Below are 26,512 nucleotides of genomic sequence, written 5' to 3'. Positions count from 1 at the left end.
ACATCATTAATAAAAAATCTGATTCAGCGAGCCAAGCATGATTTCAATTTTAACAACAGAACCACACTGGCCAACATCGCCGTGATCGCATTAGCAATAATGACCGGCCAATCCTGGATGAGGATGCCATAAATCAGCCAAAGCAACACGCCGATGGTAAAAATCGTATACATAGGCAGTGAAATACCACTTAGGTCTCTGGTACGCCAGGATTGCACGACCTGTGGCACAAATGCTAGCGTAGTGCACACGGCAGCAATCGAGCCAATACAGAGATGTAAGGTGGTCATTTCAAATCTTCTACTTCGGCACCGAATGCCTGCAACTTGAGTTTTTTTAGCTGGTCACGGTATTGTGCCGCTTTTTCGAATTCCAGGTTCTTGGCTGCGTCGTGCATGACTTTTTCAATGCGCTTGAGCTCTTTGGTCAAGGTTTTTTCGCTCATATTTTCGTAGCTGGCCTGCTCCTGTGCGGCCTTGCGTTCACGCTGGGCTTCGTCCTTATCGTAAACGCCATCAATAATATCCTTGATGCGTTTAGTCACGCCTTTAGGCGTGATGCCATGCTCAGCGTTAAAAGCCAGTTGGATCTTGCGTCTGCGATCGGCTTCATCCATCGCCAGCTTCATGCTGCGGGTAATTTTGTTGCCGTAAAAAATCACCTTGCCGTTAAGGTTACGCGCCGCGCGGCCTGCGGTTTGGATCAGTGAGCGTTCAGAACGCAAGAAGCCTTCTTTATCAGCATCCAGTACGGCAACTAACGACACTTCTGGAATATCCAGGCCTTCGCGCAGCAGGTTAATGCCCACCAGCACATCAAACTCACCCAGGCGCAAGTCACGGATAATCTCCACGCGCTCTACCGTATCAATATCACTATGCAGATAGCGCACTTTGACGCCATGCTCGCTTAAGTAATCAGTCAAGTCTTCGGCCATGCGCTTGGTGAGTGTGGTCGCCAGCACGCGCTCACCCACCTCTACACGCAATTTAATTTCGCCCAGCAAATCATCCACTTGCGTATCAGCTGGTTTCACCGTGACTTCAGGGTCGACCAGGCCAGTCGGGCGCGCGATCATCTCTACCACTTGCTGCTGGTGGTTTTTTTCATAATCTGCGGGCGTTGCCGACACAAACACGCACTGGCGCATAATGTGCTCAAACTCTTCAAACTTGAGCGGACGGTTATCCATGGCCGAAGGCAAGCGCCAGCCATAATCGACCAGGTTGGATTTACGCGAGCGGTCGCCTAAATACATGCCACCCACTTGCGGCACGGTGACGTGGCTTTCATCAATGATCATCAACGCATCTGCAGGCAGATAATCAATCAATGTGGGCGGTGGATTGCCTGGAGGACGGCCCGTTAAATGACGGCTATAGTTCTCAATGCCCTTACAGAAGCCGATTTCATTGAGCATTTCCAGGTCAAAGCGTGTGCGCTGTTCAATACGCTGCGCTTCTACCAGCTTGTTTTCACTGAGGAAAAAACTCACGCGCTGGCGCAGTTCTTCTTTAATCGTATCCATCGCCCGCACCGTGGCTTCACGCGCCGTTACATAATGGCTGGAGGGGAAAATACGGAAATTGTGGATTTTGTTAAACACCTGACCGGTGAGCGGGTCGAACAACTGGATACTGTCGATTTCATCATCAAACAGGCTGATGCGCACCGCCGTTTCACTGTTCTCTGACGGGAACACATCAATAATATCGCCACGCACCCTGAAACAACCGCGGCTGAAATCAAAATCATTGCGGTCATACTGCATGTTGATCAGCTGTGTCACGATGTCTTTTTGCGCGACCTTTTTACCCTGGTGGATATGCAGCACCATGCCATGATACTCACCCGGGTCGCCAATACCGTAAATCGCCGACACCGTCGCCACGATCACCGTATCTTCACGCTCCAGGATGGCTTTGGTCGCCGACAAACGCATCTGTTCTATATGGTCATTAATACTGGAGTCTTTTTCAATAAACAGGTCGCGCGAAGGCACATAAGCCTCAGGCTGGTAGTAATCGTAATAACTGACGAAATACTCCACCGCATTATTGGGGAAAAACTCCCTGAACTCACTATAAAGCTGTGCCGCCAGTGTCTTGTTGGGGGCCATGACAATCGCCGGTTTACCCGTGCGTGCAATCACGTTAGCCATGGTGTAGGTTTTGCCTGAACCCGTCACGCCGAGCAGGGTTTGAAATTGCAGGCCCGCTTCAATGCCTTGCGTGAGCTTTTCAATCGCCTGTGGCTGATCGCCAGCAGGGGGAAACGGCTGGTGCAATTCGTATTTACTGCCCGGAAAAGTGACGATCACAAGAACAATTTGGAGACAAGAATGGTATAAATCATATTTTAACTGTTTTTGCAGCCACAGGCGCATGATTTACAATTTTCGCAGATACTTGTCGCCAGAACTTTTATCGCAAGAATCAGTCATTTCAAAAACATCAAAACAGGCACCTGGGGAATCACGTGAAACACTTGTTCTTAGCATGTATGTTACTCGGCACATCGCTTGCCAACGCCTATAACCAACAGGCCCTGATGGAGGCCTATTTTGGCGTCGTCATGATCCGCGGCTACAACCCGGATGGCGGCATGGCCTATGGTTCTGGCGTGGTGGTGGCAGACAATCAGGTGGTGACCAACTGCCATGTATTGCGTGCCACCAAACAGCCGTGGATTTCGCGCGGCGAAGACAGTTACCCGATTACAGACGTGCGCGCCGACGCCTGGCACGACCTCTGCCTGGTCTCCACCCACAACATGCCATTTAAACCCGTGCTGCGCGGCAACAGCCTGAGCCTTACGCGCGGACAGGAAATCACCGCCATCGGCCACTCCAATGGTGTCCCGGCACCGATCACCTCCATCGGTGAAATTCAGGGCCTCTACCCCACACAACCCGGCAATATGATACGCAGCAGCGCCAAGTTTCTCATGGGCGCCAGTGGCAGCGGCCTGTTTGACATGGAAGGCAGGCTGGTCGGTATCAATACCTTCAAAACCGCAGGCAATGGCGGCAGCATCCACTTTGCACTGCCTGTTGAATGGCTGGAAACCCTGGAAAAAATGCCCGCCAGCACAGAGTTCCCGGTGCACGGCAAAGCGCTGTGGGAAGAAGATGAAGACAAAAAACCTTTTTACATGCGTGCCGCAGTGCCTGAGTCGCGGCAAGACTGGGCAGCCTTGCAAAAAGTGAGCACCTTGTGGACGCAGCAAGAACCCACCAGCGCAGATGCCTGGTTTAGCCTCGGCCTGGCACAATTATCCTTAAAACAACTCACCTCGGCGGCCAGCGCTTTTGACCAGGCAGTCAGCCTGGATCCGCAATTTGTCGAAGCCTGGTTTAAACGTGGGGAGGTCGCGCAACAGCTTGGCGACCAGCAAACGGTACGTCAGATTGAAACCCGACTACAGCAAATCGACCCCTTACTGGTGCCTGTTTACCAGGCTTACGTCGGTTGCAACCAAAACTGCTCAAAATAACGGTTTGATTATTTTAAAGAAACACCCTGTGCCAGCTTCCACAGCGGTGTTTTTTTGCGTAAAATATTGCGTTTTTCAATTTTTTGCAGGTCGCATTTAGCGGTCTGTTTGAGCATAGTCGACCAACAAGGAAGCAATCTTGAGCCAAGCTGCCGCCAACGTGCTGTCTGCACGCGTGTTATCCATTAAAGAATCCCCAACTTTGGCTATTACTGCCAAAGCTGCGAAATACAAAGCCGAAGGTCGCCCGATTATTGCCCTGGCTGCTGGTGAGCCAGACTTTGATACGCCACAACATATTAAAGATGCAGCCAAGGCAGCGATTGATGCCGGTTACACCAAATACACGCCTGTCAGCGGCATTCCAGCACTTAAAAAAGCCATTGTTAACAAATTTAAAAATGAAAACGGTTTTGACTACACCTTGAACGAAGTGATTGTCGGCGTGGGCGGCAAGCAAACCATTTTCAACCTGTGCCTGGCGGTATTGAATGCTGGCGATGAAGTCATTGTGCCAGCGCCTTACTGGGTCAGCTATGCGGATATCGCCATGGTGGCCGAAGCCAAACCGGTGATTCTGGAATGCGGCATTGAGCAAGGTTTTAAACTGCTGCCAGCACAACTCGAAGCGGCCATTAACGCTAAAACCAAGTTGGTCATGTTTAACTCACCTTCTAACCCCACCGGTGCCGTCTATACCCTGGATGAATTAAAAGCCCTGGGTGAGGTATTGCTCAAACATCCACACGTATTAATTGCCACCGATGACATGTATGAGCACGTCAACCTGACCGGCGACAAATTCCATAACATCCTCAATGCAACGCCAGGCCTCAAAGACCGTTGTATCGTGTTGAACGGTGTTTCAAAAGCCTACTCCATGACCGGCTGGCGTATTGGTTATGCGGCAGGCCCGGCTTACATCATTAAAGCCATGGAAATCCTGCAAAGCCAGTCCACCAGCAACCCGGCTTCAATTTCACAATATGCAGCCGAAGCAGCACTGAGCGGCTCACAAGACTGTATCAAGCCAATGGTGGCAGCCTTCCGTGAGCGTCATAAATATGTGGTAGACCGCTTTAACGCCATGCCAGGCCTGAGCTGCCTGATGGCTGGCGGCGCGTTTTACGCCTTCCCGGATGCACGCCAGGCGATTGCCAACCTCCATCAGGCAGGCAAAATCAACGCAGCCACAGACATGGCATTAGCGGAATACCTGCTGGAAGAGCATAACGTTGCCGTCGTGCCAGGTTCCGCTTTCGGCGCTGAAGGTTACTTCCGCATCTCGTTTGCGACCAGCATGGAAAACCTGCGCGAAGCATTGGATCGTATTGAAAAAGCATTAAACTAAGCAATAATGACTGACAATAAAAAAGCGCCCCAGGGCGCTTTTTATTTGGATGCTTTAAAAATTAATCCTTAATGAAGTCTTTGAGCAAGCTTTGCTGCAAAGCCACGTCGCTGGGTAGTCCGGCACTTGCCATCAGATCTACCACCCCGCTCACAGCCTGCGCACTTACTGACGCATGATCCTGAATCAAATCCTCAATATGCAAAGCAACCGGCACCTCAGCCGCAAATGCGCTAAAACCATCGCCTGCTGGCATCGTCCCCAGCAAAGCAGACAAATCCAGCACATCGTCTTGAGACTGAATCGCAGACAGCACCTGCTGCAATAACCACGGGTTCACCGCATCGTCACTGCTATCGGCCATAAAGTCAGCACTTAACTGCGCATTCAAGGTGATGGTCTGCGACTCACTCACCTGCACCAGGCCACCCACAGTCGTTTCAACCGTCACCGCGGCACCGTGGCTGGTGACCAAACGATCACCCTCACGCAACCAGTCGCCTGCTGCCAGACGATGATGCTGACCGCGGGCATCAATCACTTCTGCCACGCCATCCACACTTGCAATTTTTCCAACCATGGTTCGCATCGTACTCTCCTGGCGAATATTATAAGTCAGCACCCTGACAAACCCGCTGCTGTCAAGGCATGAGGCCATGAATATTACAAAAATTTGCTTAAAACAGGGCGTGTGCAAGCCATTTCCAGCTGCCGATTTGTCAATGACAAAAAATATAAAATATTTCGCAAAAAGTGGTTGACCAAGGGGCGTGGTCTCAGTAATATAGCGCCTTCAAACGACGTACCGATTCCTCAATAGCTCAGTCGGTAGAGCGCCGGACTGTTAATCCGTAGGTCCCTGGTTCGAGCCCAGGTTGAGGAGCCAAATAAAAAAAGCCTTGTAGAAATACAAGGCTTTTTGCTTTCTAGCCCATCGTAGCTAAATCGTAACCTTCGAATTTAGAATCTAATCGGTTTGCAGCATTCGCCAAATGATCTGGTGCGAGATGCGCATATCGTTCAACCATTACACCAGAACGCCAACCACCTAACCGCTGTAACTCATGTGTAGGTGTGCCAGCCTGCCGTTGCCAGGTTGCCCATGTATGCCGCAGATCGTGCCAGCGAAAATCTGTGATTCCCGCCCTTTTCAATGCTGCACGCCAAGCACGGGTATTTGCCGTGCATAGTGGCTTGCCTGCATAAGTAAACACTCGAGTTTCATGTTTACCTACTTGGCGCTTTAAAACATTGATTGCGGTTTCATTTAACGGTACTGCAATCGGCCTTCGATTTTTAGAATGTGTTGCTCTTACCCAGGCATGCTTCAATTCAAAATTGACCTGTGCCCATTCAAGCTGCAATACATTCTGCTGCCTAAGCCCTGTACACAAAGCAAACAACACTGTTTCACGTTGATGCAACGGCAACTCACTTAACAACAGATTGACTTGTTCAGCAGTCAAAGACCGTTCTCGTATATTAGATTCTTTAAAGAGCCGTATTTTTGGCGCTTTTTCAATCCATTCCCATTCATCTCGTGCACGAATGAGAATCGCTCGAAGCAATGCCAAATAACGATTGGTCGTAGACTTAGTAGCCTCTTTGAGTTTAGCCGCCCGAACACGCTCAATCACTTCCTGGTTTACCGCATCAAGCGTTAAATCGCCTAAAAACTGATGCATCCAGGCCAGCTTTCGAATGTCCTCTTTGTGCGTAGCTTTATCAGAGGTTTCGTTTGTCCAACGTACAACCGCTTCTCGCCAAGTTCGATCAGGTTTTACACCTAACCGCTCTTGCTGCCACAACTGCGCTTTTAGCGTGTCGTGGTATTCCTGGGCTTTGATTTTGTCGTCAGTCCCAGTACTACGTTGTATTGTTCGTCCACTGACAGTAATTTTGAGCCACCAGAAGGACGAATCTTTGCGTTTGAAGAGTGACATATTGTTTCCTTTCGTTCACCCTGCAACGCCCGCGCTTTGTATTGTGACCTGATGTATTCAACCAGGTCAACATCTACAAAAACCCATCTCTTACCCACCTTTGCCCCTTGCACTTCACCAGCAGCGGCTTTAATGGATAATGTAACAGGGTGAATCTTGAGAAACTTCGCAGCCTCTTGCAGGGTGAGTGTGTTCATTTACTGTTTACCCTCCAAGAGTTTCATTAAACCAAGGCGCTTTGGGACGCCCTCTAATCGCAGACGATTAATCACATCATCCGGCGACGCTTCCACTTCTAACATGGTGTTAATCAGCCGACCATAAGCAGTTGCAGCGTACTTAACCAGGGTTTCATATGACAGGGTTGTCTCAGTTCTGATAGTACGGATTCGAGACATTTCATCGTGAATCCAACCAAGCACCTTTGGGAATGCCCCTGCAACGTACTTTCCAGGATCAGAAAGCACTTCCCAGGGAATAACCCTATCCACATTATGCAGCTCAAGCTCCCACCTTACCCAAGGATGAAAAGGCATGCCGCATTGCATCCCTTTTTCGTAAACGCGCATCATTTTTCCGTTTTCACGTTTACCCACATAAAATGTGCGCCCGCTGCCGTCAGGGTCTATCCAGTTGCCGTTCTGTTTGCATGAAGGTTTATTGCCGCCATTGGTGAAGTTACCAAGTAGATATTGTTCAACTGCCCAATCAACAGAATGCATGCCGTCAAAATCGTCTACAGCACCATCCCAGCGCGTTATACGTGCGTCTAAATTGTCTCTAAGAAAAGAAACCAACACAGACCAGTCCTTAATGGTATGGCAGGCCTGACCAGGCAACATGATTAACCCTGTATTGCTCTGGCCTCCAAAGCAAAACTTGGCACCTTCATCGCCCATATCAAATGAACGCTCGTACCCATTCATTCCTTTGCCGCGATTGCGCACTTTTGAGAATCTCTCACCAGCGACACTAGCAAAGATTTCAAAGAATCGATTAGGGTTGAAGTTTTCAGGTAAACGGAAAGAGCAATTTAGGTAATCGGTAATTGCCGCATATCCAGGAGTGAATTCAGAAGGCAAAGGGTGAGCAATAATAGCGGCTCTTTTACCATATACAGTTAGCTCTAAACTTTCAGAGCCATCACCGCATGGTTGGTGATTCAAACTTTCCCCCGGTATTACTACACCGGGAGCTTCTGAGGTGTCACCGCCAAGCGCATGTTGCCGTCGCAACATGCCACTTTGCGCTGACAAATCTGAATCTGACGAGAAATTTTGAAAAGATAATTTATTGTGATTCACGATGACTCCATTCGTATCTGTGACGAAGGGGCCAACGTAATAATTTCGGAAAACACATGACCCCATCGTCGGTTAAAAGACAATGAAGTCACAGGTACTAGAGCATCCTGCTTATCCCTGATGGAGGCTTATCTGAGTAGACAGGCTTATCGGGACTTGGCTTTACCTCTCCCCTGAAGGGCCTAGGATTTGATTTGCCCGCACCATTTATCTATCAGCGCACATCACATACTAGGGCGCCTTGTCTTGCTGACAAGTTGCTGTGACGAGCAAATCATATAACTACAGCTCTCTTGAAACAAGATGGGGGGCATAGGTAACATAAAAAAAAATCATGATTTATACTTTAGGATGTACAAATACAAAAGATCTCGGAGATATAACCTATGAGTGGTTATTGCTTTTTTGAACAAAACGCACGCGAACTAACTGACAGAGCCGGTCTAACCCAAAGCTTAGAGGAGCTTTCAGAACAGGCTAAAAAGCAAACATATGTATTATCCAAACCTTTAACTATCGAAGATACAACATACGATTACGACAACGCTGTTGTTGTTTTCGTATCTGGCATGCGCCCGTTCTTCCTTAATCTTGGAGAGGCTGGTACAGATGATAGCTTTAACGAATACACCGAAGAATTTATTGATGACATTTCATTTTTATCAGAAAAATACAAATATCGAGAAAAAATTGGTAGAAGAAAAAATTGGGAAAACTGCTTTATAAGCTTACAAAAAAAACAAATTGACTTTAATCAGCTAAAGATAGAAAACATACGTGATATACGAACAATCGACTTAATAATTTCGTTAGTTGTGGGGAGTATTAACGATACTAAAAAAATTAACCTCGAAACTGTTGACTCGCTTGACGCGATTAAATCAAAAATCATACTCTTTGACACTGATCAGACTAGCTTTGTTTTTAAAAACCATACGCCTAAAAAGCTTGTAATCCAAGGCTTGGCTGGTTCAGGTAAAACTGAACTATTACTTCACAAATTGAAAGAAATTTATTCGAAAGATATCGAAGCCAAGATTGCCTTCACATGTTTTAATAAAATCCTTGCTTCGACAATGAGAATTAGAATACCTGATTTCTTCGATTTTATGAGAGTTGAAAGACAAATTGACTGGAATAATAAACTCTTTTGTTTTCACTCTTGGGGAAGTGGTAAAGACCCCAACTCAGGAATGTACAGGCATATTTGTCACTCCCTTGGAATTCCGTTTCGCTCTCTCATGGCGGGAAATTTTGATGCTATATGTAAGTTAGCCCTAGAGGAGATTAAAGCATCTAAGCTTGAATCTACATATGTTTTCGATTATGTATTTATAGATGAAAGTCAAGACTTTGCGCCAAGTTTTATAGAGTTGTGTGAGTTAGTTACAAGAAAAAAAATCTTTGTTGCCGGCGACGTCTTCCAAAACATTTTTAGAGCTATTGATGACAGCGTGAATAAGGCTGACATAGTTTTGAAGAAATGTTATAGAACAGATCCTAAAAACTTAATGTTTTCACATGCATTAGGTATGGGGCTCTATGAAAAGCCCGTACTAAGATGGTTGAAAGATGAGGAGTGGAATACCTGTGGTTACACCTACCATGAAGCTGGAAACGGCCGAGCAATCTTGAGCAGAGAACCGCTAAGGAGGTTTGAAGATATTCCTGTAGAGACACCAAGCACCTACATTCATCAGCTTGAACAAAACAGCGTTGCCGACCAAATAATCTCTATTGTAAGTGACCTTCGACATAGATTTCCTAGCATTCAGCCAGGAGATATTGCTGTTATATATCTTGATAAAGATAATTACGTTTATAACTCTATATCCGAACTTGAAGGAAAAGTTAAAGATGCATTTAAATGGCCAGTAAATGTCTCATATGAAACTAAATCAAGAAGTCCTGATAAGTTCTTTATTTCAAATATCAACAATGCAAAGGGCTTAGAGTTTCCATTTGTCATCTGTTATGCAAGTGATCTTTATAGACAATCTGCCTTTAGAAATGGCCTCTATACAATGATGGCGAGATCATTTCTTGAAAGCCATTTAGTTTTAAGCAAATATGCAAATCAAGGAATACTCAAAGAGATCAAAAACGGACTAGATTATCTGACAAAAAACAATCGTATTGATATTCGTATCCCATCTGCAGAAGAAATTAAAAATCAGAAAGACTATATTATTTTAGAAAATCAATTTTCTGTAGAGAAACTTGTAAAGGATTTTTGTGCAGAAAAAACCCCACCTGCAAGCCCTCGACTTGTTGCAAAGCTGATAAGCAGGATGAATTCAATCTTAAATGACACTGAAGATCTGGATGAAGACATCATTAACAACTATTTAAAATTTGAATATGAAGTGAATAAAAAGCTATGAGTGCCTTTTTTTTCAAATCAATACCTGACTACTATTTGAATAAGTTTGTAGCTGTCAGGGACATCTTTGATAACCTCTATAACATCCTTATTATTGCTGAAATAATTAATCATTTTAACGATAAGAAAACTGATACTTACGATCCAGAATATAACTTTGTTATTTATTCTGGAGATTATCGACGTGTAGTGGTTAGAAGAGATAGCGGCTATTTTTCCATGTCTGTCCCATTTCAAATCGTGGATGATGGATACAGAATATTTTTTAACTCAGATTCAATAAAACAAGAAGTTGATGGTTATTTGATTTCAATATTTCGAAATGCTATTAGTACATGTCAAGAGGCAGACTTTTCAATTGAAGCTATTCTTGTTTCCCTAATGGACAGTTTTGGTTTAGAGGATTATGAGGCAACGAAATACTTAGATGCATTTATTGCTTTAATTAATGAAGATCATGGTTACTTCCGATATGACGATGACGAAGAAAATCATAATGGTGATATCCATCCTAGATACCATTTAGATATATTCATCAAAAATACATCTACAGTAAAAATTGGTACAGAATTACAACAAAACTTAGATTGTTTTTACTCACTATGCGACAAAAAAATACCGAAAAAATATTTAAGAGTTTAATTGTCCATTCAATTTAAGACTGTAGCTAAATCGTACTTAAGTTAACTTATAAATCATTGTTTCAACACTTAGTGGAACTAATTCAAATAATAAGCGGGCATTGCAAGTAATTGATTAATATACGTTTACTTTATAAATGAAATTCTGTTAATCCGTAGGTCCCTGGTTCGAGCCCAGGTTGAGGAGCCAAATAAAAAAGGCCTTGCAGAAATGCAAGGCCTTTTGCTTTATTCGTCGCTCACAACATCTCACAAAAGCATCACATCTTTGCCAACCGCATGGCCCTCGGCTTGTGCACGCGCGCCCTACTTACTCTTCTCGAATAAATGCGAGCTGCCTATCCAGGCACTGTTGCACTCTTTTCATCAACACATCACCACCACCCAACTTTTCTACTATCGGCAATAACTGTAGACGTGCTTTCTCTTCAATGTCTTCTATGACGGCTTTGACAGCCTGTTCGTTAATACCGAAATGTGGTGCCGCACGCATGGCTAAACTCAGTTTGGCAAGATTGTTGCCAGGAAAAATAGCCAGGGCCTGGTAATGGACATTGCTCAGTTGCATCACCATATCAAACGCGGGTGACAGTTGATACTGATTGCCTTTGACATGCAGCATGCCATGATTTTTGACGTGATCATCCGTATTGTCGATGATGAGGTTGAAAACCATTCTGCGGTAGAGCTGATTTAAATCGTGCTCAGGGTTGGCTGAAATCTGCCTGATCACTTGCGCGAACTCAATATAGCTACCGTCATTCGAGCGATATGGCACATCCAGCAATGCAGAGGCTGAGAGATAATGGATGCGGGTTTCAGCATCCACGTCGCCAGTGCGGTCAAAACGTTGCACCAATAAAGCATGTCCGCGATGTATCCGCTCCAGCTTGTGTGGGGGGACGTCTATGCCACAGCGTGCGGCCAGTATGAGCACCGCGGCTTCCAGCAACTCCACATCGTGGTCATCGCTGCTGGCCGGGAATTTTGCAATCCATCTTTTATGGTCATGAACGAAGTCTGCTTTGGGCCTGGCTCCGCCCAGACTGCCTCCTTTATTAAGCAGCTGACGCAAGGGTAAGGGAATCTCCATGGCGACCTCAAGTCGCTTGACTGCATCCGCCATGTCATCAAGCGAGAACAGTGCATTGTCCGCCGCTTGCAGTGGTATCGGCAAGGTCTCAGCAAAGGTCATGGCGCCGACGCGGTTGGCGTTTGTCAGTAGCAGCACATCAATATCATCGAGTGTGCGGCCCTGCTGCGACTCGAGCACCTTGCGGCCCCAGGTATCCGGCAATGCGTCACACAGCGTCAGCGGTAACGCGCCGCCATCACGCATGCGACGCTCCGCCACGCTGACGATTTCATTTGTAAGCGGTAGATGTAGCGGGTTTAGTGCAAAAGCATCAGGCGCCGCCAAAAATCCGGTGCCATAAGCCAATTGGCTGGACTCAATCACGCCTCTGCGCGCAAGTTTCAAAATCGCCGCGGGCCTGACATCGGTATCGAAGCTGGCAGCCAGACCGATATAAATGGTGCGATTAGAAATCACGCTCGTCCTCTGAGATGTATGCGGCATCGGTTACGCCAGATTTTTTTCTGGCGCGAATAAATGCACTCGCATTTACGGGCACAGGCGCAACAGCCTCCAGACTGTCTAATTGGCCAAACAGCCACAGTGCATTGGCAATAATGCCCACACTCGCACTAGGCTTGCCAGCCTCAATCGCCCGGTAAGTATTCTGTGAACAGAGTAAGCGGGTTGACATCTCCTTCACAGTCCAGCCCAAAGCCACGCGGTTAGCACGCAGGCGCAGGCCTAGCGTTTCTAATGCCTTGAGCACATCCGGGTTAGCACTCGCTAGTGAATTTGTTTTTTTAGACATCAATAAATTAATATTTAATAGACTTAAAGTTCATTATATTGCGTTTTTATACGAAATCAATTCATTTTTAAGCAGCGTGATTAGGCCGCATTTTGAATCATTCACAGGAATAGCTCGCTCGCACGTAAAACTTATTGCCAGCAATACGAGTCAACGCTGATAATATTTCTCGGCGAGTTAATATTTCCTGGCGAGTCATTTCCACACAAGTGAGCGCAAGCACGTGACGTCACGCCTATGCGAATATTGCCAGTGATGTAAAAGGATATGTATGTCTGAGTTGGCATTGACCTTGGCCAGAATCCAGTTTGGGTTCACCATTTCGTTTCATATTGTGTTTCCGGCGATCACCATCGGCCTGGCCAGCTACCTGGCGGTGCTGGAGGCGAGCTGGTTAAAAACCAAAAATACGGTTTATCTCGACTTGTATCATTTTTGGGTCAAGCTATTTTCGCTCTGTTTTGGCATGGGCGTGGTCTCAGGCCTGGTTATGGCCTATCAGTTCGGCACTAACTGGTCAGGGTTTTCCAGCGTGGCGGGCAGCGTCACCGGGCCATTGCTGGCTTATGAAGTGCTGACGGCCTTTTTTCTCGAAGCAGGTTTTTTAGGCGTGATGCTATTTGGCTGGAACAAGGTCGGGCCTAGGTTACACTTCACTGCCACAGTCATGGTCGCCGTCGGTACGCTGGTCTCGGCTACCTGGATATTGGCCTCAAACAGCTGGATGCAAACCCCGCAGGGATTTGAGCTGATAAATGGCAAAGTGATTCCGGTCGATTGGTTCAAAATCATCTTTAATCCGTCATTTCCATACCGGCTGGTGCATATGGTGATTGGCGCTTACCTGGCAACGGCCTTGTTTGTGGTCGCCTCAGGTGCCTGGCAATTACTACGTGGCAAAGACAATGCCTGCGTGCGCAAGATGCTCTCTATGGGCCTATGGCTGATATTGTTGCTGGCACCTTTACAAGTCGTAGTGGGCGATATGCATGGTTTAAATACCTTAAAACACCAGCCAGCCAAAATCGCCGCGATTGAGGCGCATTGGGAGAATAAAGGGAATGAAGCGACGCCTTTGGTACTGATGGCTTGGCCGGACATGGCGCAGGAAAAAAATCATTTTGCGCTAGAAATCCCGGTGTTGGGCAGTTTGATTTTACGCCACTCGCTCACCGAGCAGATTCCAGCATTGAAGGAGTTTGCGCCACAAGACCGCCCCAATGCCACGATTATTTTCTGGACGTTTAGAATCATGGCCGGGCTGGGCATGCTGATGATTTTGTTAGCCCTGACCTCCGTCTGGTTGCGTTATAAAAAACAGCTATACCAACATAAGCCTTTCCTCACATTTGCCACGGCCATGGGTCCGGCCGGCATCGTGGCCATTTTAGCGGGCTGGTTTACCACTGAAATTGGCCGCCAACCTTGGGTGGTCTACGGCGTATTGCGCACCGCAGATGCTGTGACGCCGCACACCGCCACGGAAGTCGGCTTAACGTTAGCTTTATTTGTGGTTATTTACCTGGCGGTATTTGGCGTCGGCACGCTGTATGTCTTACGGCTGGTGCATAGTGGGCCACACACAGAGGGAAACTTACATGGCGACGCCATTGCAGGCAACCAAGATGAGGTGAATGCTTTTGCACTGGCGCCGGAGTTTCATCCTGACGCGAAATCGGCACCAACGACTAAAGATCAATAAAGGACAAGGCAATGGACTTATCACTGGTGTGGGCGACCATTATCCTGTTTGGCATCATGATGTACATCATCATGGACGGCTTTGACCTCGGCATCGGCATTTTGTACCCGTTTTTTAAAGACAAAGATGACAGAGACCTGATGATGAACACGGTTGCCCCGGTATGGGACGGCAATGAAACCTGGCTAGTGTTAGGCGGCGCAGGCTTGCTGGCAGCATTTCCGCTGGCTTACTCGGTGATTTTAAGTGCCCTCTCCTTGCCGTTGTTGTTTATGTTGATGGCTTTGATTTTTCGCGGTGTTGCCTTTGAGTTCAGGTTCAAGGCGCATGATGCGGAACGTCACTTTTGGGACAAAGCCTTTTTGTGCGGCTCTATCTCAGCGACTTTCTTTCAGGGCATGACGCTGGGCGCCTATCTGCAAGGCATTCACGTGGTGAACCAGGCCTATGCTGGCGGGCCGCTGGACTGGATCTCACCGTTCTCTATTTTTACCGGGCTAGGTTTGTTGGTCACGTATGCCCTGCTCGGCAGCACCTGGCTGATTTTTAAAACCACAGGCGAGCTGCAAGCAGTGTGCATGCGTTTGTCACAGCGCATTTCTGTGGCATTGCTATTGATTATTGCAGTGATTAGCCTATGGACACCATGGATGGATAGCCGTATTGCTGAGCGCTGGTTTACGATGCCCAATCTGCTGTGGCTGTCACCGGTGCCGCTACTGGTGATTGTTTGCTTTTACAACCTGCAACGCGCCCTTAAAAACAAAGCAGAAACCAGTCCGTTTTTGTATACGCTGGGCTTGGTATTACTCGGTTATGCAGGCTTGGGCATTAGCATTTGGCCCAATATTATCCCGCCACAAATGAGCATATATGCGGCCGCTGCACCGCCACAAAGCCAGCAATTTGCGCTTATTGGCGCCGTGATCATTATCCCGATTATCCTGGCCTACACCGCCTGGGGCTATTATGTGTTTCGTGGCAAAGTGCATAAAGGCGAGGCTTACCATTAATGACGCACGCTCAAAAACATGCGCTTAAACGCCTGGGCTGGTTTTTCGGGATCTGGCTGGTCAGCATCATCGCCTTGGCCCTGGCCAGCCTGTTGATTAAGGCATTGATGTATATGGCGGGCTTTCATGCCTGACAGGCGTACGGCCAAAGAATGAGGCCTAACAATAAGATCAGTCAGCCATGAGCAAGAGAACAGCTGCAATTTTTCTTGCCTGTTCAAATCCAATCCGTTTACCATGACAGTGACTAGCCAGTTAAACCATCCACTTTTATCCATCAGCATGACGACCCAGCAAACGACAAAATGGCGACGATTACGCGCCTGTCGCGCCTGCGACATGGTGAGTGCGATTCCCGTGCTACGCCCGGGTGAGCACGCCAGTTGCCCACGCTGTGGGCATGTGTTGGCCAGGCGCCATTTGCATCCGGTGCAGCGTAGCATTGCGCTGGCCATGAGCGCATTACTGACCTTACTGATCGCCGTGGCATTTCCGTTTATCAGCATGGATACCAATGGGCTGGATACGCAGATTGAACTGCCGCAGACCGCCGTCACCCTGGTCGATGTGCATCAACCGCTGGTGGCACTTATTGTCAGTTGCACTGCGTTTATCTTGCCCGCCTTATATTTAATTGGCGTGATGCTGATGCAGGCCAATGTATTGCGCAGGGTACCGCGCGCTTACAGCGATGTCATTGCGCGCCTGTTTTCGCGCCTGCACCCGTGGATGATGGCCGATGTGTTTATGGTGGCCGCGCTGGTCAGCCTGGTGAAGTTGACCGACATTGGCGAGGTGCAGCTAGGCGCTTCGTTCTGGGCCTATTGCGTGTTTGCGCTGCTGTTGCTGATGACCACACGCTCAGTCGATATCGACTGGTTATGGTATCGCCTGGCTGGTGAGCCGCCGCCAGATACCAGCATTCATTGCGGGATGAATGCGGCTGAGCAACATGCCACGGGTTGCACCACTTGCGGCCTGATCAACACTCTCCCTGCTTCTACGACAGCAACGATTTATGCATGTAGCCGCTGTGGCAGCACCCTGCATATGCGCAAACCCAACAGCCTGGAGTTTACCTGGGCATTATTAATCACCGCGGCCGTGCTCTACATCCCCGCCAATGCTTACCCAATGATGATCACCACCTCATTGGGACAGACACACTCGTCCACCATTATTGGCGGCATGCTGGAGCTATGGCAACATGGCTCAGAGCCGATTGCCGTGGTCATTTTTGTTGCCAGCGTACTGGTGCCGATTATTAAAATGCTGATACTAGTGTTACTCACCTGCCTGGCACAACACCCAGGCCCACTGAGTGCGCAGCAAAAAACCAGGCTTTACCGCCTGACAGAACTCATAGGCCGCTGGTCCATGGTCGATGTATTTGTCGTCGCCATCATGGTGGCCTTGATACAATCTGGCAATCTGATGTCAGTGTTGCCCGGCCCGGCAGCACTGGCGTTTTGCGCGGTGGTAATTACCACCATGCTAGCTGCCATGGCGTTTGACCCGCGCCTGCTCTGGGATATCCAAGGAAATACGCATGACAGAAAGTAACCAAGAAAATACCCAGTTGCTGGCCAAAGTCAGCAAACAGGCCAGGCTGTCGCCTATCTGGATCGTCCCTATCGTCGCCCTGCTCATCGGCTTGTGGCTCATTTACGATAACTACACCAAGGCGGGCAAACAAATCACCCTCTCGCTCACTAACGCAGAGGGCATAGAAGCAGGCAAAACCAAAATCAAGGTGCATAGCGTAGATATCGGCCTGGTGGAACAAGTCACGCTGTCAGAAGACCTCACCCATATTGAAGTACTGGCGCGCATCACGCCTAAAGCGCAACCCATGCTGGTCAAAGACACCCAATTGTGGGTGGTCAAACCACGCATCGGGCTAGAAGGCATCAGCGGCCTGAATACGGTGATTTCCGGGTCTTATATTCAATTGCAACCGGGCAAAAGCCAGGAAGAAACCGACCAGTTCACCGTACTGGATCAACCGCCAATTTCACTCAATGGTGCCAAAGGCGTGCACGTCAACCTGATCGGCAAAGTCGGCAATTCTTTGCGCGTGGGTGATCCGGTGAGTTACCAGGGCTTGCGCGTAGGCCGCGTGGTCAGTGCTACCTTTGATCCCAAGCAACGCCAGATGCAACATGAACTCTTTGTCGAACATCCTTACGATGTGCTCGTCACCGACAACACACGCTTCTGGACCACCGTGGGCATTGATGTCAAACTGGACTCCGAAGGCTTTAAGGCCAATATTCCTACCGTGGAGTCCCTCATCGCAGGTGGCGTCAGCTTCGGCCATGTCGATGACAGGCCGATGGGCCAACCGGTGCGCTCCGAGGCCACCTTTGAACTGTTCGCCAATGAAGAGGCGGCACGCCAGCAAACCTACGACCAATACCTGGAATATGTGCTGCTGGTAGATGACACCGTACGCGGTCTATCCAAAGGTGCGCCGGTAGAGTTTCGCGGCTTGCGCGTGGGCACGGTGATGAATGTGCCGTGGAAATTTAACTCGCCAGAACGTAAAAAAGACTTCCGTTACGCCATCCCGGTGTTAATCCACCTGGAACCTGGCCGCCTGGCCGATAATGACAAGGCGGACCTCGAAGAATGGAAAACCCGCATCGCGCAGATGTTGCAGCGTGGCCTGCATGCCACCCTTAAATCCGGCAACCTGATCACGGGCTCGGTATTTGTTGACCTCAATATGAATGGACACGGCCCTAAAGCTTACAAGCGCGAGCGCTTTGAAGGCTTGCCAGTGATGCCCACCACCTCGACTAACCTGGCCCAGATTGAACAGAAGCTGTCTGACCTGCTGGATAAACTTAATGGTTTGAAAGTCGAACCAGTCTTGTCCGGCCTGGATAAAAACCTGCAGCAGTCTGAGAAAACCATGCAGGAAATCCGTGCCCTAAGCCAGCAAGTGAATCAACTGCTCAGCCAACCGGACTTGCAGCAGATGCCAGCCAATATCAACCAGACCATGCAGGAACTGCGCACGACATTGAAAGGCTTGTCGCCAGAATCCCCGGCCTACCAGGAGCTGACCACCACCCTGCAACGCCTGGATAAAGCATTGCGTGATATCCAGCCGCTGGCACGCACCCTGAATGAGCAGCCTAATGCCATCCTGTTTGACCGCAAACCAGCTAACGACCCTGTGCCAATGGCACCGGCAGCCCCGTAAGGAAAGCGACTGATGACAAAAAAAACACAATTACGATTTGGGCTGGCGGTATTGCTGGGGCTCAGCTTGAGCGGCTGTTTCAAATCCAACCCGCCGGTGAAAACTGAACGTTACAGCCTGCCGGAAGTAACAACGCCGCAGGCTGCCACCACGCAAACGCCCACACTGACGCGCACCCTCGCACTTGGCCGTCTCCAGTTGGCAGATTACCTGGATACAGACCGCATCATCATCCAGACCGACGATATCACTATGCAGCCAGCACGTGACCATCTTTGGGTAGACAACCTGTCGCAGGAGTTACGACGCGGCCTGCGCGCACGCCTCGCCAGCCGATTAGGAAACACCCTTGTGGTTGATCCGCAACCTGGCTTGCCCGCCACCAACACCCTGCACCTGACCATAGAGCAGTTTCACGGGCAAATGCGCGGTTATGCCGTCCTCAGCGGGCAATGGCAACTTATCAGCGCCAATCAGGTGCCAGGCCCCAGCCGGGCATTCAAGTTCAGCACACCGTTGGCTGAAAACGGTTATCCAGCCTTGGTACGTGCCTTGGGCCAGGACCTGGACCTGCTGAGTGAGCAGATTGCCAGCCAGTTACAAACTTTGCCCTAGCAGCGACATTTTTAAGCGCAACGGGTAGTGACCGCGGCGCCAATTTGCTATGATGAAATTTCTTTTCATAAAATAACAAGTCAGGAGCAAGTGATGGGATTATTTTCTTTTATCAAAGAAGCAGGTGAAAAACTGTTTGGCGCCGGAGAAGCCAAAGCTACGCAGGAAACAGCCAGCAAGGCGCCTACCCCGGTAAACGTTGACGCGGCTAACGCGGCCGCGGCCCAAGCCATTCAAAGCTATATTGCCAAAAACAATTTACCGACCACCGGCTATGATGTGAAATTTGATGGCGCTAGTGGCACTGTCATCGTACAAGGCAATATTGATACGCAAGAAAATAAAGAAAAAATCCTGCTTTGCTGCGGCAATGTCGCAGGTGTAGAAGCGGTGCAAGACCAGTTGCACGTCCCCAGCCCAGCCCCTGAAGCCAGGTTTTACACGGTGGTGAAAGGGGATACTTTGTCTAAGGTCGCCAAAGAAATGTATGGCAATGCCAATAGCTATATGAAAATCTTTGAGGCAAATCGTCCTATGCTCAACCACCCGGACAAAATCTATCCGGGCCAGGTCTTGCGTATCCCAGATTAATCGTCGCACATCACAATAGCCAACCCCTCATCTTATAAAAGGACACGACCATGTCATCATTTATTCGTTTATTACTGATTGCTACCTTGAGCAGCACACTGTTGGTGGCTTGCGGTGACAAAGAGCCACAGATTGAACAAGCCATTGAATCTGCACAAGAACATGCTGACACAGCGGCCAGCGAAGCCAAAGATGCCGCCGCAGATGCAGTTCAGGCAGCAAAAGAAGCTGCGGCTGCCGCTGAGCAGCAAGCCGCAGAAACGGCAGACGCAGCGAAAGCCGCTGTCGAAGACAAATAAGCATTCTCAGCCTGTCTGCAACCCGCATTTATGCGGGTTTTTTATTGGCCATTTGCCACACGTTAGTTAGTAATTCTTTGCCTTATTTAATGCTTGCTCACGTCCGCCCTACGGAATGTTTCATGTACACTGCCTCGAGATTTGATACTTTACTGGACAATGGGCTTGCAACGTTTCTTATTCTGGATGCTGATTGCGTTATGGGTTTCCCTGATGCCGCAGGCCTCAGCAGCCGCGCCGACCCTGCTCGGCACGACCTGCATGAACAGCAAAGGGGTGATTGTTGCCAGCATTCCGCTGCAAGGCGGTAAATTCGTCTGCCAAAGCGTGTTGAAGATTTCGCATGCAGACCAGTATGTGATTGACTTCAAAAACACCTCGACTATCGCGCATTTCCAACATGAAATCACCGACAGTAATCAACAGACCAGCATTATCAAAGGCGGTTTAAGCAGTCCTGAAAGCGATCCTTTCATGCTCAGGCATGGCCGTATTATTCACCTGACGCCTGGTACCTACCGGTTGATCACCTGGCTGCAATCACCTTATTACCTGGCACAACCTGAAGTGTTTGTCTCTGAACTGGCCAGCTATCAGCAGCAGGTCAACTTCACCAGCGCGACCAGCCTGTTGCTGCTCGGTGTGCTATTAGGCATCTTCTCCTATTATGCAGCGATAGGCGCCGCCCCCGGCCATGCGACCGAGCGTATGTACGCCCTGTTTATCCTCGGCAACCTGGTTTTCCAAAGTGCGGCGCTGGGTGCCTTTAAGCAGTTGTTTGAATGGCATTGGTTCTACCTCACCAGCTTGCCTATCCTGTTCTCCAACCTGGCTTATGTCAGCTTTGTTTGCCACTTGCTAGGCATCAACCCGTTGCACCACCCCAAGCTTTATCATCTGTCCCTGCTAGCCCGTATCGCACTGCTGGCCCTACTGGTCACAGCCATGATCTTCCCTAACTGGATGCTGGAAATGGATAGATTTGGCGTTGCCATTTTCCTGACATTTGGCCTGATCTGCGGCATCAGGCTTAGCTTGAAAAAACACCGCATTGCCCAACTCTACCTGATTGCCATCACCGTCTTTGGTGTACTGGGCGGATTATCCATCACGGCAGAACGCCTGACCTCCAACGCCTGGACCATAGAACAACTCGGCCTGATCGCCGTTGCGGTGGAAGCCATCATGCTCTCGCTACTGGTCGCCTTCCAGATTAACCGCTTGCATAAAGAAAAAGAGCACATGCTGGCAGAACTGCAAAGCACACGCTCATTAGCCATGACAGACAGGCTCACGGAGATGCCGAACCGGCATGCGCTTGAAAACCAAATGCTACAGTTTCCAGAACATGGTTGCTTGATGTTTCTGGACATGGATAACCTTAAATATGTGAACGACCATTTCGGCCACGATGCTGGCGATCATTTATTAAAAAGCTTCAGCCAGATCCTATCCAAAAAACTGGATATCCACGGCCAGTTATATCGTCTGGGTGGCGATGAATTTGCCATTGTCTGTCATGAGGATGATGTAGAGTGGTGCCAGCATCAGCTTGAATACACACATCTGCAAATGCAAAAAGAAGGGTTTGTCAGCGCTGGCGCCAGCATGGGCGTGGTCTTTGCCCATGAAGCCAGCAATACCGAAGAGCTGATGCGCATTGCCGACAAACGCATGTACGCCAACAAACGTACGCGCAAAAACCGCAAAGAAATGATACAAGTGTTTGCCAACTAAGCGCTGGCAGCACCACTCAGTTTTACCTTCCTACGCGTTCAATCACCTGCTCTTTTTTACAAGCGAGGCGTGCCATTGCCTGCATAAATGCTTTACACTCTAAATAATTATACATTCATGAATGTATTTTTATTGCGCGTCCCCACATGCAGAACCATCCAACGCTGGCGGCTGTCTGGTAACAAAACAAAGAGAGAATCATGCCTTTATTGACTACCCTGCTTATCCTCATCGTCACCGCCCGCTTGTTAGGACAAGTATTCAGCCGCTTTAACCAGCCAGCGATTATTGGCGAAATGCTGGCCGGGGTGATTCTGGGCCCCAGCATTCTCAACCTGATCGCACCAACCCCGGCGTTGTCCGGCATCTCTGAGTTCGCCGTGTTCCTGATCGTGCTCTCGGCAGGCCTGGAGATGAACTTCAAGGAAGTGATCGACTCCATGCGCGGCAAAGGCGTGGTCATTGCCCTGCTAGGATTTCTATTACCGCTCACCGGCGGCATTTTGGTCGGCATAGGCTTTGGCCTCGATGTCAGCCGCACGATTTTCCTCGGCTTGTGTGTCTCGATTACTGCCCTGCCGGTCACCGTCAGCATTTTGCAGAGCTTTAAACTGCTGGACTCCAACATCGCGCGCTATTCAGTCGCTACCGCTATTTTTAACGATATTGCCGCGCTACTGGTGTTGGGCGTGATTCTTAACCTGCCAGAACAAAAATCCTACCAGGCAGTAGGCGCCGCTATTTTCCATGCCAGCTGGAAGCTAATCCTGCTGATTGTACTCATTGTCAGCGTCAGCCTGCTGATTAAAAAAGTCATTGAAAAAGGCATCAGCATAGATCAATGGTCAGAGAAACTGGTGGACTTGATAGGCAATGAAGCATTATTTGGCCTGCTATTGCTGCTGGTGCTGATATTTGGCTCGGTCAGTGCAGCGCTTGGCTTCCACTTTGTGATTGGCGCTTTTTTTGGGGCCTTGCTCATAGACCGCAAGTTCTTCCTGCCCGCCCGCTATAAAGAGCTCGAGTTAACCCTGAGCTCAATCACAGGAGGGTTTCTGGCACCGGTATTTTTTGCCTACCTTGGCCTGGAATTCAAAATGCAAGTCATCGATTCATTCTGGTTTGTCGCGGTCGTGCTCATCGTGTCTATCGTGACAAAAATCCTCGCTGGCTGGCTGGGTGGCCGCCTCATCGGCTTATCCAAAAGTGATGCGCTGGGCATAGGCTTTATCCTCAACGGCCGTGGCGTCATGGAGCTGGTGATTGCCAGCATCGCTTATGACCGTGGTTTTATTGGCCAGGACCTGTTCTCCGTGCTCGTACTGATGGGCGTGATCACAACCATGATCACCCCGCTCATGTTCCGTAAATGGGTTATGCCGCAACTCGCTCAAACAACGCGCTAATCTTTGAGACCTATTGACATCAATTCACAAAAGAGCAACACTGATTAGCAAACGAACCACTCTATCCATGACTGGACACTGCTTTGAGCGTACAACCCACCATTTCAGCGTCATCGGTTCCACATCTTAACCATCTGGATAGCGGCCAGCTATCTATCGAAGAACAAAATCAGCTGCTCAAATTACAACGCGCCATTCTGGAATCAGTCGCGCGCGGCGCTGATCACATGGAAGTGATCAACCAAATCTGCCGCCTGGAAGAAAGCCTGCTGAGCAATGCCTTCAGCTCCGTCATGCTATTGGACGAGCACAATCAACAGCTCAATGTCTATGCTGCGCCCAGCCTGAGTCCAGAACAAATCGGCAAAATCAACGGCTTGCGCCCCAGCCCTGGCGGCGGCTCCTGCGGCAACGTCATCTACCAGCAAAAAGTCCAATATGTCAGCAACACCTTAACAGACGAGCGCTGGGAGGATATCCGCCATCTGGCCCATGAGTTTGACGTCAAAGCCTGCTGGTCTATCCCGATTTTTTCTGCCGAGAACAAAGTCATAGGCACCTTTGCCCTCTCCAGCTTCGAGCACCGTGAGCCCAGTCTGTTTCACCGCATGCTGCTAGAAATCGGCTCCTCCATCATAGGCATAGTGCTCAACCGCAACAAATACCAGGAAAGCCTGCGCCAGTTTGAAAAAGTGTTCGAAGGCAGTGAGCAAGGCATTATGGTCACAGATGCGCGCCATGTGATTTTGTCGGTCAACCCAGCATTCACCAAAATGCTGGGCTTTACGCTGGATGATGTCAAAGGCAAAACCCCAAAAGTGCTCTCCTCAGGCCTGCACGACGCTGGCTTTTACCGCAACCTGTGGGAAAGCGTAGACCACTTTGGCCACTGGCGCGGTGAAATCTGGAACCGTCGCAAAAATGGTGAGGTATTCCCTGAATGGATTTCCATCTCCGAAGTAAAAAATGCGTCGGGTGAAGTCAGCCATTATGTCGGCACGTTCAGCGACATCAGTGACCTCAAATCGGCACAAAAAGAGATCCAGTACCTGTCCTCGCACGACGCACTCACCGGCTTGCCAGACATCACCCTGTTCAGGGATAGATTGGAAAACGCCATCTCTATTGCCGCCGCCGCGAACCACAACATTGGCCTGCTGGCACTCAACCTGGATAACTTCAAGTTCCTCAATGACTCACTGGGCTATGCCTCAGGTGACAAACTGCTGAGATTATTTGCCGAGCGCCTCAAAGCCTGTTTGCGCGAGACAGACAGCATCTGTCGCCACGGCGGTGACGAATTCATTATCCTGCTCAATAACATGCAAGACGACGATTCCATCAGCTACATCGTCGATACCTTGCTCAACGAAATCTCCTCGCCCTTTGCTTTCGCTGGCAGCAATATTTCAACCTCTTGCTCAATCGGCGTCGCCGTGTACCCCACCGATGGCAATGACTTTGAAAAGCTGTTCGGCCGCGCGCGCAAAGCCATGTCGCAAGCAAAAGAAGAAGGCCGCAACACGGCCAGGTTCTTCACTGAAAAACTCAATACCGACAGTCTGCACTACTTGAATATCGCCTACGGCCTGCGCGAAGCCCTGGCGCATCACCAGTTTGAGCTGCACTACCAGCCGCAAATCAGCCTTAATAGCGCGCAAGTCATCGGTGCTGAAGCGCTTATCCGCTGGCATCATCCGCAAAATGGCCTACAACCGCCTGCGCAATTTATCAGCATTGCCGAACAAACCGGCCTGATTGTAGAAATAGGTGAATGGGTGATAGAAGAAGCCTGTCGCCAGGCCATGGAATGGCAGAAAAACGGCCTGCCCGCGCTCAGCATGGCTGTCAACGTCTCGGCTGTGCAATTCCGCCGCGGCAACCTGGCTAAAGTGATTATTAAAGCGCTGGAAAAAACCGGCCTGAACCCGCAATTGCTAGAGCTGGAACTCACTGAATCCATCCTGCTAGAAGATATAGACCACCTGCTCGCCCAGCTCGACACGCTCAAAAAGCTAGGCGTTAAACTCGCCATCGACGACTTTGGCACCGGTTATTCCAGCCTCGCTTACCTCAAAAAATTCAATATCGACCGCCTCAAAATCGACCAGTCATTTGTGCGCGACATCAATACCGACCCTAACGATGCCGCCATCGTCCGCGCCATTGTGCAAATGGCACATACGCTCAACCTGGATGTGATTGCCGAAGGCGTGGAGGACGAAGCCATGCTCAAGCATTTGCGAGATTGTGGCTGTGATGAAGTGCAAGGCTATTTATTCTCAAGGCCGTTGCCAGCAGCAGACTTTGCGAGGTTTATACAAACCAGCTAAAAGAAATCCTCTTCTCGCTGATGCCGCACGGCAATAATGGTCACTATGTCATTGGCCTCAATCTCAAACAAAGCCACATAACCATACGCGCCAAAATGAATCACCAACTCACGCACAAAAGGGTTATCGCCCAAGGCTTTGCGACAGGTATAAGGAAAAAATTTAATGGCCTCAATGGCCTGGTGAATGGCGGTTAATGCCTGACTGGCGGCCCGCCGATCTTTACTCAGTAAAAAAGCATACCAGCGCTTTAAATCTTCACGCGCCTCTTTAGTAAAGCGGATACGGTACATCAGGGCTTTGCCGCATCCAGCATGGCCTGCAACTCATCCAAGACACTTTCTGCACTGTAATACTCCTGGTTTTGCCTGGCAATGGCGGCAGACTCTAACCCACGTGCAATAAACGCCTGCTGGTGCTGCCTGCGCGTGATATTGGCTTTGAGCGCCTCCTCCATAAAACTTGAAAGTGTTTCACCCTCAGCCAACACGCCTTCAACGGCATCGCGCAATTGTGGCTCCACCCGCAAAGCTGGAATCGTCGCAGTTTTCATCAAGCACCTCGCGTGTAATTCATTTGTAATACAATCTTAATGAAGCTCA

At 49.1% G+C, this 26,512-nt stretch carries 24 protein-coding genes, 1 tRNA gene and 1 pseudogene; 16 read left to right on the top strand and 10 right to left on the bottom strand.

Annotated features, from left to right (window positions below):
- Positions 1–23 precede the first annotated feature (23 nt).
- Positions 24–290 carry a SemiSWEET transporter gene (locus INP78_RS04885; RefSeq protein WP_194741015.1) on the bottom strand — a complete coding sequence of 89 codons (267 nt, stop codon included), beginning with the start codon at positions 288–290 and terminating at the stop codon, positions 24–26.
- Entirely contained in the window at positions 287–2,320 is a 2,034-nt protein-coding gene (gene uvrB / locus INP78_RS04880; RefSeq protein ID WP_194741014.1) for an excinuclease ABC subunit UvrB, read from the bottom strand. The genes INP78_RS04885 and uvrB overlap by 4 nt, the downstream gene beginning before the upstream one ends.
- Before the next feature lie 182 nt (positions 2,321–2,502).
- On the opposite strand from uvrB, the gene INP78_RS04875 reads away from it, so the two are divergent.
- Positions 2,503–3,495 (top strand): trypsin-like peptidase domain-containing protein, encoded by a 993-nt coding sequence (locus INP78_RS04875; RefSeq protein ID WP_228522644.1) that lies wholly within the window; start codon positions 2,503–2,505, stop codon positions 3,493–3,495.
- Between the two features lie 139 nt (positions 3,496–3,634).
- Positions 3,635–4,846: a pyridoxal phosphate-dependent aminotransferase gene (locus tag INP78_RS04870; RefSeq protein WP_194741012.1), complete on the top strand. Its 1,212-nt coding sequence runs from the start codon at positions 3,635–3,637 to the stop codon at positions 4,844–4,846.
- A 61-nt stretch (positions 4,847–4,907) separates the two neighbouring features.
- Here INP78_RS04870 and INP78_RS04865 read toward each other — a convergent pair whose 3' ends face one another.
- The gene (locus INP78_RS04865) at positions 4,908–5,435 is read right to left on the bottom strand and encodes a hypothetical protein (protein WP_228522643.1); all 528 of its coding nucleotides are present in this window, start codon (positions 5,433–5,435) and stop codon (positions 4,908–4,910) included.
- A gap of 221 nt (positions 5,436–5,656) precedes the next feature.
- Here INP78_RS04865 and INP78_RS04860 point away from each other — a divergent pair.
- A tRNA-Asn gene (locus tag INP78_RS04860) sits at positions 5,657–5,732 on the top strand.
- Between the two features lie 40 nt (positions 5,733–5,772).
- Here the strand turns inward: INP78_RS04860 and INP78_RS04855 are convergent.
- From INP78_RS04855 to INP78_RS14680, 3 genes and pseudogenes are all read right to left on the bottom strand, one after another.
- Entirely contained in the window at positions 5,773–6,789 is a 1,017-nt protein-coding gene (locus INP78_RS04855) for a site-specific integrase (protein WP_194741010.1), read from the bottom strand.
- A gap of 53 nt (positions 6,790–6,842) precedes the next feature.
- Positions 6,843–6,986 (bottom strand): annotated as a pseudogene (locus tag INP78_RS14685) (helix-turn-helix domain-containing protein); the annotation flags it as partial.
- On the bottom strand, positions 6,987–8,093 hold the full coding sequence (locus INP78_RS14680; RefSeq protein ID WP_194741009.1) for a replication initiation factor domain-containing protein: 1,107 nt from the start codon (positions 8,091–8,093) through the stop codon (positions 6,987–6,989).
- 386 nt (positions 8,094–8,479) lie between these two features.
- On the opposite strand from INP78_RS14680, the gene INP78_RS04845 reads away from it, so the two are divergent.
- Positions 8,480–10,477, top strand: a complete 1,998-nt coding sequence (locus tag INP78_RS04845) for a DEAD/DEAH box helicase (protein WP_194741008.1) — start codon at positions 8,480–8,482, stop codon at positions 10,475–10,477.
- Positions 10,474–11,118: a hypothetical protein gene (locus INP78_RS04840; RefSeq protein WP_194741007.1), complete on the top strand. Its 645-nt coding sequence runs from the start codon at positions 10,474–10,476 to the stop codon at positions 11,116–11,118. Before INP78_RS04845 ends, INP78_RS04840 begins: the two co-directional genes overlap by 4 nt.
- A gap of 309 nt (positions 11,119–11,427) precedes the next feature.
- Here the strand turns inward: INP78_RS04840 and INP78_RS04835 are convergent, their stop codons facing one another.
- Positions 11,428–12,669: a HipA domain-containing protein gene (locus INP78_RS04835; RefSeq protein WP_194741006.1), complete on the bottom strand. Its 1,242-nt coding sequence runs from the start codon at positions 12,667–12,669 to the stop codon at positions 11,428–11,430.
- The gene (locus INP78_RS04830) at positions 12,659–13,003 is read right to left on the bottom strand and encodes a helix-turn-helix domain-containing protein (protein ID WP_194741005.1); all 345 of its coding nucleotides are present in this window, start codon (positions 13,001–13,003) and stop codon (positions 12,659–12,661) included. The genes INP78_RS04835 and INP78_RS04830 overlap by 11 nt, the downstream gene beginning before the upstream one ends.
- A gap of 271 nt (positions 13,004–13,274) precedes the next feature.
- On the opposite strand from INP78_RS04830, the gene INP78_RS04825 reads away from it, so the two are divergent.
- The 11 genes from INP78_RS04825 (at position 13,275) to INP78_RS04775 (ending at position 25,910) form a co-directional block, all read left to right on the top strand.
- Entirely contained in the window at positions 13,275–14,705 is a 1,431-nt protein-coding gene (locus tag INP78_RS04825; RefSeq protein ID WP_194741004.1) for a cytochrome ubiquinol oxidase subunit I, read from the top strand.
- A gap of 11 nt (positions 14,706–14,716) precedes the next feature.
- Entirely contained in the window at positions 14,717–15,718 is a 1,002-nt protein-coding gene (gene cydB, locus INP78_RS04820) for a cytochrome d ubiquinol oxidase subunit II (protein WP_194741003.1), read from the top strand.
- Positions 15,718–15,852 (top strand): DUF2474 family protein, encoded by a 135-nt coding sequence (locus tag INP78_RS04815; protein ID WP_194741002.1) that lies wholly within the window; start codon positions 15,718–15,720, stop codon positions 15,850–15,852. The genes cydB and INP78_RS04815 overlap by 1 nt, the downstream gene beginning before the upstream one ends.
- A 103-nt stretch (positions 15,853–15,955) precedes the next feature.
- Positions 15,956–17,281: a paraquat-inducible protein A gene (locus INP78_RS04810; protein ID WP_228522641.1), complete on the top strand. Its 1,326-nt coding sequence runs from the start codon at positions 15,956–15,958 to the stop codon at positions 17,279–17,281.
- Positions 17,268–18,929 (top strand): intermembrane transport protein PqiB, encoded by a 1,662-nt coding sequence (gene pqiB / locus INP78_RS04805; protein WP_194741001.1) that lies wholly within the window; start codon positions 17,268–17,270, stop codon positions 18,927–18,929. Before INP78_RS04810 ends, pqiB begins: the two co-directional genes overlap by 14 nt.
- Positions 18,930–18,941: 12 nt before the next feature.
- Complete coding sequence (locus INP78_RS04800) at positions 18,942–19,544, top strand: membrane integrity-associated transporter subunit PqiC (RefSeq protein WP_228522640.1); 603 nt, start codon at positions 18,942–18,944, stop codon at positions 19,542–19,544.
- A gap of 93 nt (positions 19,545–19,637) precedes the next feature.
- Positions 19,638–20,135 carry a peptidoglycan-binding protein LysM gene (lysM, locus tag INP78_RS04795; protein ID WP_194741000.1) on the top strand — a complete coding sequence of 166 codons (498 nt, stop codon included), beginning with the start codon at positions 19,638–19,640 and terminating at the stop codon, positions 20,133–20,135.
- Positions 20,136–20,185: 50 nt separating this feature from the next.
- Positions 20,186–20,434 (top strand): hypothetical protein, encoded by a 249-nt coding sequence (locus INP78_RS04790; protein WP_194740999.1) that lies wholly within the window; start codon positions 20,186–20,188, stop codon positions 20,432–20,434.
- A gap of 165 nt (positions 20,435–20,599) precedes the next feature.
- The gene (locus INP78_RS04785; protein WP_228522639.1) at positions 20,600–22,171 is read left to right on the top strand and encodes a diguanylate cyclase; all 1,572 of its coding nucleotides are present in this window, start codon (positions 20,600–20,602) and stop codon (positions 22,169–22,171) included.
- A 200-nt stretch (positions 22,172–22,371) separates the two neighbouring features.
- The gene (locus tag INP78_RS04780; RefSeq protein WP_194740998.1) at positions 22,372–23,577 is read left to right on the top strand and encodes a cation:proton antiporter; all 1,206 of its coding nucleotides are present in this window, start codon (positions 22,372–22,374) and stop codon (positions 23,575–23,577) included.
- Between the two features lie 83 nt (positions 23,578–23,660).
- Entirely contained in the window at positions 23,661–25,910 is a 2,250-nt protein-coding gene (locus tag INP78_RS04775) for an EAL domain-containing protein (RefSeq protein WP_228522638.1), read from the top strand.
- On the opposite strand, the gene INP78_RS04770 is transcribed toward INP78_RS04775, so the two are convergent.
- Both INP78_RS04770 and INP78_RS04765 read right to left on the bottom strand, forming a co-directional pair.
- Positions 25,907–26,203 carry a type II toxin-antitoxin system RelE/ParE family toxin gene (locus INP78_RS04770; RefSeq protein ID WP_228522637.1) on the bottom strand — a complete coding sequence of 99 codons (297 nt, stop codon included), beginning with the start codon at positions 26,201–26,203 and terminating at the stop codon, positions 25,907–25,909. The two genes, INP78_RS04775 and INP78_RS04770, sit on opposite strands and share 4 nt — an antisense overlap.
- Entirely contained in the window at positions 26,203–26,463 is a 261-nt protein-coding gene (locus INP78_RS04765; RefSeq protein WP_194740997.1) for a YlcI/YnfO family protein, read from the bottom strand. The genes INP78_RS04770 and INP78_RS04765 overlap by 1 nt, the downstream gene beginning before the upstream one ends.
- Positions 26,464–26,512: the final 49 nt, after the last annotated feature.

It is taken from the genome of Methylophilus sp. 14 (assembly GCF_015354345.1).
Taxonomy (GTDB): domain Bacteria; phylum Pseudomonadota; class Gammaproteobacteria; order Burkholderiales; family Methylophilaceae; genus Methylophilus.
Note: the sequence above shows the minus strand (reverse complement) of the source record. Positions and strands in the feature narration are given on the sequence as shown.